Source organism: Vibrio sp. Vb0304 (genome assembly GCF_033338995.1).
GTDB classification, from domain to species: Bacteria; Pseudomonadota; Gammaproteobacteria; order Enterobacterales; family Vibrionaceae; genus Vibrio; species Vibrio alginolyticus.
Map to the genome: position 1 here is coordinate 149,493 of NZ_JAWOTT010000003.1, position 13,145 is coordinate 162,637.

Annotated in this window: 14 protein-coding genes; all 14 read right to left on the minus strand. The window is 45.3% G+C overall.

Annotation, left to right across the window (positions count from 1 at the left end; translation table 11 throughout):
• Positions 1–14 precede the first annotated feature (14 nt).
• The 14 genes from tolB to aspS all read right to left on the minus strand — a co-directional run bounded on the left by tolB (position 15) and on the right by aspS (position 13,059).
• A complete protein-coding gene (tolB, locus tag R7P35_RS07520) occupies positions 15–1,367 on the minus strand; it encodes a Tol-Pal system beta propeller repeat protein TolB (RefSeq protein ID WP_318091935.1) in 1,353 nt (450 codons plus the stop codon).
• A 12-nt stretch (positions 1,368–1,379) separates the two neighbouring features.
• Positions 1,380–2,447, minus strand: a complete 1,068-nt coding sequence (gene tolA, locus R7P35_RS07525) for a cell envelope integrity protein TolA (RefSeq protein ID WP_025766907.1) — start codon at positions 2,445–2,447, stop codon at positions 1,380–1,382.
• A gap of 13 nt (positions 2,448–2,460) precedes the next feature.
• Positions 2,461–2,904 (minus strand): ExbD/TolR family protein, encoded by a 444-nt coding sequence (locus R7P35_RS07530; protein ID WP_005378298.1) that lies wholly within the window; start codon positions 2,902–2,904, stop codon positions 2,461–2,463.
• A gap of 3 nt (positions 2,905–2,907) precedes the next feature.
• A complete protein-coding gene (gene tolQ, locus R7P35_RS07535) occupies positions 2,908–3,606 on the minus strand; it encodes a protein TolQ (protein WP_005378301.1) in 699 nt (232 codons plus the stop codon).
• A complete protein-coding gene (ybgC, locus tag R7P35_RS07540; protein ID WP_017820044.1) occupies positions 3,596–4,015 on the minus strand; it encodes a tol-pal system-associated acyl-CoA thioesterase in 420 nt (139 codons plus the stop codon). Before ybgC ends, tolQ begins: the two co-directional genes overlap by 11 nt.
• A gap of 172 nt (positions 4,016–4,187) precedes the next feature.
• Positions 4,188–4,490 carry a cyd operon protein YbgE gene (gene ybgE, locus R7P35_RS07545; RefSeq protein WP_005378304.1) on the minus strand — a complete coding sequence of 101 codons (303 nt, stop codon included), beginning with the start codon at positions 4,488–4,490 and terminating at the stop codon, positions 4,188–4,190.
• On the minus strand, positions 4,483–4,590 hold the full coding sequence (cydX, locus tag R7P35_RS07550) for a cytochrome bd-I oxidase subunit CydX (RefSeq protein ID WP_000270284.1): 108 nt from the start codon (positions 4,588–4,590) through the stop codon (positions 4,483–4,485). The genes ybgE and cydX overlap by 8 nt, the downstream gene beginning before the upstream one ends.
• A gap of 12 nt (positions 4,591–4,602) precedes the next feature.
• Positions 4,603–5,739, minus strand: a complete 1,137-nt coding sequence (gene cydB, locus R7P35_RS07555; RefSeq protein WP_006742909.1) for a cytochrome d ubiquinol oxidase subunit II — start codon at positions 5,737–5,739, stop codon at positions 4,603–4,605.
• Positions 5,740–5,756: 17 nt separating this feature from the next.
• A complete protein-coding gene (cydA, locus tag R7P35_RS07560; RefSeq protein WP_005378311.1) occupies positions 5,757–7,343 on the minus strand; it encodes a cytochrome ubiquinol oxidase subunit I in 1,587 nt (528 codons plus the stop codon).
• Between the two features lie 461 nt (positions 7,344–7,804).
• Positions 7,805–8,809, minus strand: a complete 1,005-nt coding sequence (gene ruvB, locus R7P35_RS07565; RefSeq protein WP_005378312.1) for a Holliday junction branch migration DNA helicase RuvB — start codon at positions 8,807–8,809, stop codon at positions 7,805–7,807.
• A gap of 287 nt (positions 8,810–9,096) precedes the next feature.
• Positions 9,097–9,708, minus strand: coding sequence for a Holliday junction branch migration protein RuvA (gene ruvA / locus R7P35_RS07570; RefSeq protein WP_017820041.1), 612 nt, complete (start codon positions 9,706–9,708; stop codon positions 9,097–9,099).
• Positions 9,709–9,775: 67 nt separating this feature from the next.
• Positions 9,776–10,297, minus strand: a complete 522-nt coding sequence (gene ruvC, locus R7P35_RS07575) for a crossover junction endodeoxyribonuclease RuvC (protein ID WP_005387909.1) — start codon at positions 10,295–10,297, stop codon at positions 9,776–9,778.
• A 92-nt stretch (positions 10,298–10,389) separates the two neighbouring features.
• Positions 10,390–11,136, minus strand: coding sequence for a YebC/PmpR family DNA-binding transcriptional regulator (locus tag R7P35_RS07580; protein WP_005378402.1), 747 nt, complete (start codon positions 11,134–11,136; stop codon positions 10,390–10,392).
• A gap of 144 nt (positions 11,137–11,280) precedes the next feature.
• Entirely contained in the window at positions 11,281–13,059 is a 1,779-nt protein-coding gene (gene aspS, locus R7P35_RS07585) for an aspartate--tRNA ligase (protein ID WP_005378401.1), read from the minus strand.
• Between the last annotated feature and the right edge of the window lie 86 nt (positions 13,060–13,145).

Genomic DNA, 13,145 nt, shown 5'->3' on the forward strand with positions numbered 1-13,145 from the left:
AATCAAACTTATTACTACAAAAACGGTGACCATGCAGGCGCTCGAACACGCCCATTTGTTGCCGGTAATCTAGCTTTGAATCGACCATCAATTGACACCATCGATAGTACGTTTTTCTTGTTGTAAATCGAGCTATACACAACCATGCCACCGTTTGGGGCAATACTAGGAGACTCATCAAGCAAGGTCTTAGTTAAGACTTGAAGAGCACCAGTTTCCAAATCTTGTTTCGCCAAATTAAATCCTGCGTTGCTGCGGTTCACCATAACTAGGAATCGCCCATCAGGAGTAATCTGACCACCCAAATTTTGGCTGCCTTGCCAAGTCAAACGGTCAATAGAACCGCTGCCCAAATTTACTTGATAAATCTGTGGTTTACCACCCCTATCCGATGTGAAAATCAACGATTTTCCATCCGGATGCCAGAACGGTTCCGTATTATTTGATCTGCCACGCGTAATTTGCGTCAGTTTACGAGTGTTAAGGTCAAACGTATAAACATGAAGCGAGCCTGTTTTAGAAAGAACAATCGCTAACTTATTGCCATCAGGCGAAAATCTTGGTGCACCATTGTGACGTGGGTATGAAGTAATTTTCTCACGTTCACCGGTGTAGATGTTCATTATGAAGATTTCTGCTTGGCCATTTTGGAAGCTAACATACGCAAGCTTTTTACCATCTGGTGACCACGCTGGTGACATTAATGGTTGCTTAGAGCGTAAAACCAGACGCTCATTGTAGCCATCGTAATCAGCGACTCGAAGTTGGTAAGGGAAACGGTCTTTATCGTTCACTACCACATATGCGATACGAGTCATGAAAGCGCCACGGTCGCCAGTCAACTGCTCATACACCAAATCAGAGATACGGTGAGCGTACTCACGCATACGAGGCCCTTGAACAATGGCTACTTTATTGAACAGCACATGATCTTTTGACAGAACCAATTCACCGTCACTACCAAGCGCCTTACTCTTCCCACCCGTTAACTGACCACGCACAATATCAACAAGTTGATAGTTGATAACGTAGTCACCTTGGTCGTTTTGCTTGATTGAACCAGTCAATAGCGCATCCACGCCTAAATTGGTCCAAGCATCAAAATTAACTTCTGATTCACTGAACGGTGTTTGTGGCATTTTGCTCGTTGGAACTGGGCTAAATTTACCACTACGTTGTAAATCCGAGGCGATAACAGCAGAAACATCCGTTGGAAGCGCTTGTGTGCCCTCCCACTTAAACGGAACAACAGCAATTGGTCGTGCTGAATCAATACCATCGGTAATGACCAACTCTAATGCGGCATTCGCCACATTTGTCATACTGCTAAACAGTACAAACATTCCTAGTAAAAGGCGTCTAATCACGTCTTATTCCTTTTAGTCCAAAGCAACAGTTATGTTGATGTCTTTTAGTCTTTCATTGACCGCTGATTCTGAAGATTTAGGGAACGTCCCTACCTGAGCTATTGCTCGCTTCGCCGCAGCACATACTCGAGCATCACCACTCAAAACGGTAACACCAGAGACCATCATATCAGTTCCTGTCGGAATCAATTTGATGTTTACCCTACACTCCTTTCCCAGCAAGTAGTCATCCTTAATCAGCTTTTGCTGAATATTTTGAGTATAGATGGATGACATACGAGAAAGTTCGTCGTCAATAAATTGATTGCGCGCAGCACTGTTTTTACTGACCTCATCCTCGAGACCCGCAAAAATATCATCTAACGCGGCTTCTTGAGCTTTACGCTCACGCTCGGCACGCTCAGCTGCTTCTCTCGCTTTACGCTCTCGCTCCGCTGCCTCTTTTGCCGCTTTCTCTTTTGCGATGCGCTCTTGTTCAGCTTTTTCAGCTGCTTCACGCTCACGACGTGCTTTTTCTTCCGCTTCTTTTGCTGCTTTTTCACGAGCTAAACGTTCTTGCTCAGCTTTTGCGATAGCCGCTTCTTTTGCTAAACGCTCCTGCTCAGCTTTACGCACGGCTTCTTCTTTTTCCTTGCGCTCTTTTTCTAGCTTAGCAGCTCGCTCTTTTTCTTTGCGAACACGTTCTTCTTCCTGCTTGCGCTCTTGCTCTTTTTTCTTACGCGCAGCTTCTGCTTCTCGTGCCGCTTGAGCATCTTTCGCTTGCTGCTCTTTCAACTTGCGAATTTGCTCTTCTTCAGCTTTGCGGTTTTTTTCTAGCTGCTCTGCTTCGCGTCTCAGTTTATCAAGACGCTCTTGTTCTTTTTTCGCTGCCTTTTCGCGTTGCTGGCGAATTTCTTTCGCTTGTTGCTGCACAAGTTTTGGATCGATGACAACAGCTTGAACCATTTGCCCTGTAGGCTCTGGTTTAGACATATTGAAGTCCGTCCCCCAAAGCAGGGCTGCAACTAGAATTGCATGCAAACCAACCGATATTGCTATCGGTTTGGTGTATTGGTTGGGTTTCTTCTTGTGATCTTTCATAGATAATTGATGTCTATTCCCTGATATCGGTCATTAGACCTACCTTAGGGATACCAGCTCGACTTAGTTCATCCAGCAATAGAACAACATCGGCATATGGTGTTGCCGCGTCGCCACCTACCGCAACTGGTGAATCCGGCTTAACCTCTCGCTCCGCTTTCACTCGCACAATAACATCTTGCAACGACAAACCTCGCTGAACTTCTTCATCATTGACGCTTAGGCCTAAATTACCCTCGCTATCAATTTCGATGATAATAAAGCTACTGTCAGTCTCGCCAGCAAGGTCTTGCATAGATTCTGCAGTCGATGTTTTCGGAAGATCAACGTCGACGCCTTGAGTCACAAATGGAGCGGTCGCCATAAAAATGATCAACAGTACGAGCATTACGTCGATATACGGAACAACGTTGATCTCCGCTGTCATTTTTCGCTTTTTAGGTTGATAACCCGCCATGCTTTATTCCTTATCCGCGCTGTCTCGGCCAGCCATCGCTTGACGATGAAGGATGCTGTGGAATTCTTCAGAAAATGTTGCGTAAGTGTGCTCTAGTTTACTCACTTTATTGCTTAGGCGGTTGTACGCCATTACTGCCGGAATAGCCGCAAATAGACCCATCGCTGTCGCGATAAGTGCCTCGGCGATACCCGGTGCAACCATAGACAACGTAGCTTGCTTTACTTCACCCAGCGCAATAAAGGCGTGCATGATGCCCCAAACGGTACCAAATAGGCCGATATAAGGGCTTATAGAACCGACTGTTGCCAAAAACGGTAAGCTTGTTTCTAGCTCATCAACTTCACGAGAAACAGCAACGCGCATTGCGCGGCCAGTGCCTTCCATGATGTAAGCTGGTGAATTTGCGTTGCTCTTACGTAGGCGAGCAAACTCTGTAAAACCTGCGTAGAAGATTTCTTCTGTGCCTTCAATTTCGTCTTTACGCGCTTTTACTTTTTGGTAAAGCTGAGAAAGATCAGTACCCGACCAAAATTTGTCTTCAAACTGCTCTGCATTTTTTGACGCTTGAGAAAGCACTTTGCTGCGCTTGATGATCATTGCCCATGACACAATTGACATGCCAAGCAACGTCAGCATCACAAGCTTTACCAACAGACTGGCCTGAAGAAAGAGATCTAAAATGGAAATATCAGCAGTCACTATTTGTTAGCTCCGAATTTATAAAGGTTGGAATAGCTATTGGTTTCATTTTCTTATTATCGATACATGCTACCTTAACCGAGGCCTTGCACAATATCTTGCCTTGATCATTGACCAACTCTTGACAGAATTGCAGAGAAGCACGTTTTATTTCTGACACTCGGGTTACGACTGTCAGATGCTCGTCCAGCCTAGCCCCTTGGTTGAAATCGATATCCATGTGTCGGACAACAAAGCCGATATTTTGTTCCAGTAACACATGTTGAGAAATGCCTTTAGCACGTAACATCTCTGTCCGTGCACGCTCAAAGAATTTTAGATAATTAGAATGATATACAACACCGCCCGCATCAGTGTCTTCATAGTACACGGTGATCGGCCAGTGAAAGAGATTTGATGTGCCTTGCAAGGGAGTACCAATATATTCAATTCTTTAAAGTAATTACTATAACTGAAGCGACAGCAATTGGTACCGAGCTAAGGAAATATTTTTGAAATTTGTAGAAAAAATAAAAGCTAGGCGAGATACCTAGCTTTTATTCGATAATTTAGTAACCGACTTTATTACAGCATATTTCAGCCTAAATGAAATAAAGTGCCGTTAGATAAATTAAGATAGCTAACGAGAAATAAGGACTAAACAAAACTTGCCAGTACCAGTTTCTTGGCTTGAAGCCCACCCCATACACCATGCTTGAACATACAGACCAAATCAGTGCTGGTGCGATGATTGAGTTAAAACCACCAATTGCTTGATGGTAAGCTTCAGGGTCCCACATCACCAATCCTACGTGCATAAAGCCAAGGATGAGAGATAAGACTCGTAGCAGAGTCTTATCCATTGGTGCGTGAAGTTTCGCTACCTTATCAGCGAGGTTACTCACTGTCTTTATCCATCATTTCTGAGTGCTCTAGCCAAAGAGCGTTGATGATACCGAATGCACAAGCAAGTAGTACACCTAGAATCCATGCGAAATACCACATAGTAAATGCTCCTTAGTAAAGTGAGTTTTTGTTGTCTTCAATGTACTGGTCATCAAGGCGACCAAACATCTTGTAGTAAGTCCAAGATGTGTAACCAAGGATGATTGGCACCATAACAAACGCAACGCCTGTCATTAGGTTCAGAGTCAGCTCAGATGACGTTGCATCCCACATTGTTAAGCTGTGGCTTGGCATTAAGTCTGAAGGCATGATGAATGGGAACATCGCAAAACCTGCAGTAAAGATAACACCAGCAACACCCAAGCTTGAAGTAATGAACGAAATCGCACATTTTTCAAGACGAGATGCCAATACAGCGAGAAGCGGCATTGCAACACCTAATACAGGAGCAGCCCATAGTAGTGGGTAGTTTTCAAAGTTCTTCATCCACGCACCAGCTTCACGGATAACCTCTTTGTTTAGAGGGTTAGAAGCAGCGTTAGTGTCGATACCGCCAACAATGACGTAGCCATCGATATTTTGGATCCAGAAACCAGCCGCTACAAACGCAGCAACCGTCAGTAAACCAGCCAACTGAGCAACGTTGCGCGCACGCACATGCACTTCGCCTGTTGTTTTCATTTGTAGCCAAGTAGAACCTTGCATCAAAATCATGAACAAGCTTACTAGACCACACAACAGTGCAAATGGGTTTAGTAGACCAAAGAATGAGCCATGGTATGTTGGCATCAAGAACTCACTCAATTGGAATGGTACACCTTGTAGAAGGTTACCAAACGCTACACCAAAGATGATTGGCGGAACAAAACCACTGATTGAGATACAGATATCCCAGGTATTGCGCCATTTTGGATCTTCGATTTTAGAGCGGTAGTCTAGGCCCAGAGGACGAAGCCATAGCGCTGCTAGTGTCAAAATCATCGCTAAGTAGAAGCCTGAAAATGACGTTGCGTAAACCAAAGGCCAAGCAGCGAACAGTGCACCACCAGCAGTGATAAGCCAAACTTGGTTACCATCCCAGTGAGGAGCAATTGAGTTAATCATGACACGGCGTTGCGTGTCGTTTTTACCGATGATAGGTACAAGCGCGCCTACACCCATATCGAAGCCGTCTGTTACTGCAAAACCAACTAGTAGAACACCGATTAGTACCCACCAGATGAGTCGCAAGATTTCGTAATCAAACATCTTGTTATCTCCTTACCTTACGCTTCTACTTGGCGACTAACTTTGTCTTCAACAGAGTCAGCATTTTGCTCGAAGTGGTAGCGACCCGTTTTCAGGCTACTTGGGCCTTTACGAGCGAATTTCAACATTAGGTAAACTTCTGCAATCAGGAATACCGTGTATAGCGCCAGAATTGCGAAGAGTGAAGTCCAGATTTCACCTGCAGTTAGTGCAGAAGCTGCAACATGCACTGGTAAAATTTCACCTACAGCCCAAGGTTGACGGCCGTACTCAGCGACGAACCAACCCGCTTCAATTGCAATCCAAGGTAGTGGAATGCTAAATAGTGCAGCTTTTAGAATCCATTGTTTCTGTTCAATCTTCTGACGACACGTTTGGATAAACGCCGCACCAAAGACAAACAACATGATGAAGCCACAAGCAACCATGATACGGAATGACCAGAATAGCGGCCATACTGTTGGGATTGAGTCGTCCGCAGCAGCTTGGATTTGCTCTTCTGTTGCATCAACAACATTGTCTGTGTAGCGTTTTAGAAGTAGACCGTAACCTAGGTCACCTTTCACTTCATCAAACGCAGTCATGTTTTCTTCTGACTTGTCGCCCGCACGAAGCTTCTCTAGAAGTTCATAAGCGTACATGCCGTCACGAATACGATCGACGTGTTCATCACGTAAATCACGAAGACCTGTTACTTGCTCATCAAAAGAGCGTGTCGCGATAATACCCATTACGTAAGGGATCTTAATTGCGTAATCGGTATGCATCGTTTCCTGGTTAGGAACACCAAATAACGTAAATGCGGCAGGTGCAGGTTCAGTGTGCCACTCTGCTTCAATTGCAGCGAGTTTCACTTTTTGAACTTCACCAAGCTCGTAGCCAGATTCGTCACCAAGAACGATGGTAGATAAGATAGCTGCAATACCGAAAGAAGCAGCAATAGCAAACGAACGACGAGCAAACGCAATGTCACGACCTTTTAATAGGTAGTATGAACTGATGCCTAGAATAAACATTGCGCCACAAGTGTAACCAGAAGCAACCGTATGCACGAACTTAACCTGAGCAACTGGGTTTAGTACAACCTCAGAGAAGCTCACCATTTCCATTCGCATGGTTTCGAAGTTGAAATCTGCGCCTACTGGGTTTTGCATCCAGCCGTTTGCGATAAGAATCCAAAGAGCAGAGAAGTTAGAGCCTAGTGCCACAAGCCAGGTAACCGCTAAGTGTTGGCGTTTAGATAGACGATCCCACCCGAAGAAGAATAGACCAACAAAAGTTGACTCCAGGAAGAATGCGACAAGTGCTTCGATCGCTAGCGGTGCACCGAAGATATCACCTACATAGTGGGAGTAGTAAGACCAGTTCGTACCAAACTGGAACTCCATGGTAAGGCCTGTCGCCACACCAAGTGCAAAGTTAATACCGAATAGCTTACCCCAGAACTTGGTCATGTCCTTATAGATTTGCTTGTTCGTCATTACGTACATCGATTCCATAATGGCCAGAAGGAAGGCCATACCAAGGGTCAATGGTACGAATAGGAAGTGATACATCGCTGTCAGTGCAAACTGCAACCGCGATAGATCAACTACGTCAATCATGGTAACTCCTATGTGTCGGCTGAATGACACTCTCTACATATTGCAATCCATATTCAGGTGTTATTTACACTTGAAAAATGTTGAATTATCACAACTCATTGTTGCAAAAATGTGCTTCATTGGTTAGTTAATTGTTAAGCATCAGCTAATATAGCTGGGGCTAATATTACTTGTAAAAACAGATTGTTTCAAAAGGTTTATAGCCGTAACGCGCTTTGATATACATCAATGTTTATGCGCGGAATTTGCACAAAAATCCATCACATTGATCTAGATCAACCAGTATTGGATACGGATGTTAAGAGAGAGTAATCAGGAGAGAAATTAACCAGTTGCAAGCAAACATCGAGTTAACAATCAATGCTTTTTACTTACTAAACCAGTATGAGAAAAAATTCAAAAAATGTGAGTTTGGTCAACTTTAATGAAGCGCTGGGCAACAAAGGCCCAGCGAGGGAATCTTATTTTTCAATTCCGAAATGCAAATACGCACGATCTGTCGCGATTCTTCCACGCGGAGTGCGTTGTAAATAACCTTGCTGAATAAGATAAGGCTCAAGAACGTCTTCAATAGTGTCCTTTTCTTCACCTATCGCCGCTGCCATGTTGTCGAGCCCGACCGGACCACCACCAAATTTTTCCATAATCGCGAGTAGTAGCTTACGGTCCATGTAATCGAAGCCTTCGGCGTCCACATCAAGCATATTCAACGCCTTATCGGCAACATCGGCACAAATGTGACCATTGCCTTTTACTTCCGCATAATCACGAACACGGCGTAGCAAACGGTTAGCAATACGTGGTGTGCCACGCGCACGTCTTGCCACTTCCAATGCACCTTCAGGTTCCATTGATAAACCTAAACAATCCGCGCTTCGCTGCACGATATCTTGGAGGTCTTTTATCTTATAAAACTCAAGGCGCTGAGTAATACCAAAGCGGTCGCGCAATGGTGACGTTAAAGAGCCCGCTCGGGTCGTCGCACCAATTAACGTAAACGGTGGTAAATCGATCTTAATAGAACGAGCGGCCGGACCTTCACCGATCATAATATCCAGTTGATAATCTTCCATCGCCGGATACAGCACCTCTTCAACCATCGGACTCAAGCGGTGAATCTCATCGATGAACAACACATCGTTTTCTTCAAGGTTGGTTAACAGCGCGGCCAAATCGCCTGCTTTCTCAAGTACAGGGCCTGAAGTAGTGCGAATGTTCACTTCCATTTCATTGGCAACGATATTCGCAAGTGTGGTTTTACCCAAACCTGGGGGACCAAAAATCAAAAGGTGATCAAGTGCTTCGCTACGTAACTGAGCAGCTTTAATGAAGATCTCCATTTGGTCACGGACATGGTCCTGACCTTGGTAATCCGCTAATTTTTTTGGCCGAATAGCACGATCAATGACATCTTCATCACGAAAGGCAGGGTTTTCTGGCGCGATTAAACGATCGGCTTCAATCATCTTTTTACCTTGAAAAATGGTTACCTGAGAGAATAATGCCGCTCGTTTAACAGCAAGTGGCATATTTCTATATCTCGTCATCCTGTACAGCGACGAAGGAGCGTGATACAGGATCTTCTATCCGAGCGATTTATGGTCAAATTGTTTCATTAACCGCTCAGCGTGCTGCTATTAGATTCCCAGTCTCGCCAGGCTCGCTGAAATGACACAAAAAAACATCGTTAAGCGATTGGCATTAACCTTAGAGAATGAGTTATCTTGAACAAATGTTCACTGTGCAACCAGCGTTACACCATTGATTTTAGAGCTTCACGGATCATTTGCTCACTGCTCATGTCCGGTTTAGCGATCTGAGATACCACTTTCGACGCTTGAGTCGGCTTGTAACCTAGAGCTAGAAGCGCACTGATTGCCTCTTCTTCCGCGTTGTTGGATGTCGCACTAGAATCCGCAGGAGCAGCATCCGTAAATGGTGTAAATAGATCGCCTGCGCCCCACCCTTTCAAGCGGTCTTTCATTTCAACAACCAATCGCTCTGCGGTTTTCTTGCCAACGCCTGGAAGCTTAACCAGCGTAGAAACGTCTTCATGTTCCACACAAGTAACAAATTGCGTTGCTGTCATACCAGAGAGAATACCAAGACCGAGTTTAGGACCAACGCCATTGGCTTTGATCACTTCACGGAAAAGTGCTCGTTCTTTTACCGTGTTGAAACCATATAGCAATTGCGCATCTTCACGGACAACAAAGTGAGTATAAATAATGGCTTCTTCGCCAACATTTGGCAGTTCGTAAAAACAGCTCATTGGCATCTGGACTTCATAGCCAATGCCATTAACTTCAATTAATACTTCAGGTGGTTGCTTTTCAATCAGTATGCCACGAAGACGTCCAATCACTATAAATACTCTTTGGAAATGAATTTGCGACAGGATAATAAAGAACTGGATAGACATCCAGTTAATTTTATCGATAGCGCCCTTTTCTGGCACTGGTTGCTTTGCCCGCTAAGGCAACGAGAGTCTTGTTAGTATTGGCATGACAAATCGCCACACCTAAAGCATCGGCCGCATCCGCTTGAGGCTTGGCGGGCAATTTAAGCATCTGCTGAACCATATGCTGAACTTGCGCTTTGTCCGCGCCACCAGTGCCTACGACAGCTTGCTTAATAAGACGAGCCGCGTATTCAAATACCGGCAACTCCGCATTCACCGCAGCAACAATTGCACTGCCACGAGCTTGGCCAAGTTTTAGCGCTGAATCCGCGTTTTTGGCCATAAACACTTGCTCGATCGCGAAAACGTCCGGTTGAAACTGGGTAATGATTTCCGTGACGCCTGCATAAATCTGTTTAAGCCGACCCGGAAGTTCTTTTTCTGAAGTACGAATGCAGCCACTACCAAGGTATTGCAAGTGGCGTCCATTTTGACGAATGACCCCATAGCCGGTAATGCGCGAACCTGGGTCAATGCCCAAAATAATTGACATGAATGTTCCTAAAAATGAGGCCTAATTCGGCCTCAGTCTTTTTATTATTACTTGCTAACTTCGGAGCAAATACCGCTCCCGACACCTTGAGTTTAATCTAGCGTAGCCGCAACGTCGTCAGAGATATCACCATTGTGATAAACCTCTTGAACGTCGTCCAGATCTTCCAAAGCGTCAATCAAACGAAGTAGTTTTGGCGCAGTATCCGCGTCCAAATCTGCTTTCGTAGATGGGATCAGCGACACCTCCGCGTTCTCTGCCTCAAACCCTGCGGCATCAAGAGCATCTTTTACGAGTCCAAAATCGCCTGGGGCCGTGTAGACATCAATCGAGCCATCTTCTGCCGTTTCAATGTCATCAGCACCACTTTCTAATGCTACTTCCATTACCGCATCCTCATCTAAACCTGGGCCATATGAAATCACGCCTTTCTTGTCGAAAAGATAGTTGACGCTACCATCCGTCCCCAGATTACCGCCTGACTTTGAGAATGCATGGCGCACGCCAGATACCGTACGATTTCGGTTATCCGTCATACATTCGACCATGACCGCCGTACCACCTGGACCATAACCTTCATAGATCACGGTTTCCATGTTGTCGTCGCCTTCACCACCAGCACCTCGGCTGACAGCGCGGTTGACAGTGTCACGTGTCATGTTGTTAGACAGTGCTTTATCAATTGCTGCTCGCAAACGTGGGTTATTTTCTGGCTCACCGCCCCCCTCTTTTGCCGCAACAACGATTTCACGAATTAATTTAGTAAAGATTTTGCCGCGCTTCGCATCTTGCGCTGCTTTACGGTGACGAATATTCGCCCATTTACTATGACCAGCCATAATTCACCTTTTAATGTATTTTGACGCTTAATAACAAAAACATGTTCTAAAAAGCGTTGCTTGGGAAATTGCTTTGGAAGTTTCTTGGGTTTATTTAAACAAAAACTCCCGCAGTTGCGGGAGTTTTCTTCAAATGTTGTGCGCTTATTCTGCGTCTTTTTCTTTCGCTGCAGTTACTGCGATTGCTAGCTCTTCTAGCGCTGCTGGGTTCGCAATACTTGGTGCGTCTGTTAGTAGACACGCCGCTGCTGTTGTTTTAGGGAACGCGATAACATCACGGATGTTCTCTGTGCCACATAGCAGCATTACTAGACGGTCTAGACCAAATGCAAGACCAGCATGTGGAGGCGTACCGAATTTCAGCGCATCAAGCAGGAAGCCGAACTTAAGCTGTTGCTCTTCAGGTGTGATACCTAGAATATCAAATACGGCTTCTTGCATATCTGCGTTGTGGATACGAACAGAGCCGCCGCCCACTTCGTAGCCATTTAGAACCATATCGTAAGCGTTAGAATTTGCCGCAGCAGGGTTTGCTTTTAGCTCTTCTGCAGTCACACCTAGAGGCGATGTGAATGGGTGGTGCATCGCGTGTAGGTTGCCTTCGTCATCTTCTTCGAACATTGGGAAGTCAACAACCCATAGTGGAGCCCATGCAGACTCATCCGTTAGCTCTAGGTCTTTACCTAGTTTCAAACGTAGCGCACCCATTGCTTCTGCAACGATACCCGCTTTATCAGCGCCAAATAGGATAATGTCACCAGATTCCGCTTGAGTACGATCTAGAATGCCGTTGATCACGTCTTCATTTAGGAACTTAGCGACTGGAGATTGGATACCTTCCATGCCCGCTGCACGGTCATTAACCTTCATCCAAGCTAGACCTTTCGCACCGTAGATGCCAACGAATTCACCGTAGCCATCAATTTGCTTACGAGTCAGAGAAGCGCCACCTGGAACGCGAATAACGGCAACGCGGCCTTTTTCATCGTTTGCTGGACCTGAGAATACTTTGAACTCAACGTCTTTCACTAGGTCAGCAACGTCTACTAGTTCCAGTGGGTTACGTAGGTCTGGCTTGTCAGAACCGAAACGACGAATCGCTTCGCTGAACGGCATTACTGGGAATTCACCTAGGTCAACGTTTAGTAGCTCTTGCCACATTTCACGAACCATTTTCTCAGTCGTTGCACGAACTTGGTCAGCCGTCATGAATGACGTTTCGATATCGATCTGAGTGAATTCTGGTTGACGGTCAGCACGCAAGTCTTCATCACGGAAACACTTAACGATTTGGTAGTAACGGTCAAAACCAGACATCATTAGAAGTTGTTTGAATAGCTGTGGAGACTGAGGAAGCGCGTAGAAGCTGCCTTTGTGAACACGGCTAGGTACTAGGTAGTCACGAGCGCCTTCTGGAGTCGCTTTTGTTAGGACTGGTGTTTCGATGTCTAGGAAACCGTTGTCATCTAGGAAACGACGAACAAAGCTAGACGCTTTAGCTCGTAGCTTGATGCGGTCGCTCATTTCTGGACGACGTAGATCTAGGTAACGGTACTTCAGGCGCTGCTCTTCAGAGTTCTTTTGGTTGAAGTCTAGAGGCAGAACATCAGAACGGTTGATGATTTCAAGACCTTTCGCAAGGATCTCAACTTCACCTGTTGCCATGTCTTTGTTTGCTTGGCTCTCTGGGCGAACGCGCACTTCACCCGTTAGTTTGATACAGAATTCATTACGAAGTGTGTTCGCCACTTCATACGCATCCGCCATATCTGGATCAACAACTACCTGAACGATACCTTCGCGATCTCGCATATCAATAAAAATAAGACCGCCTAAATCACGACGACGGTTAACCCAGCCGCAAAGTTCTACAGTTTGTCCTGCAAGGGACTTGTTCAGGTGACCACAGTAATGGGTACGCATAATGAAATTCCCAATCTCTCAAATGTTGTTAACTACGCTCTGTCAGCCTCATTGCTAAGCAGAGTAAAGATTCAGTTATACGCTGA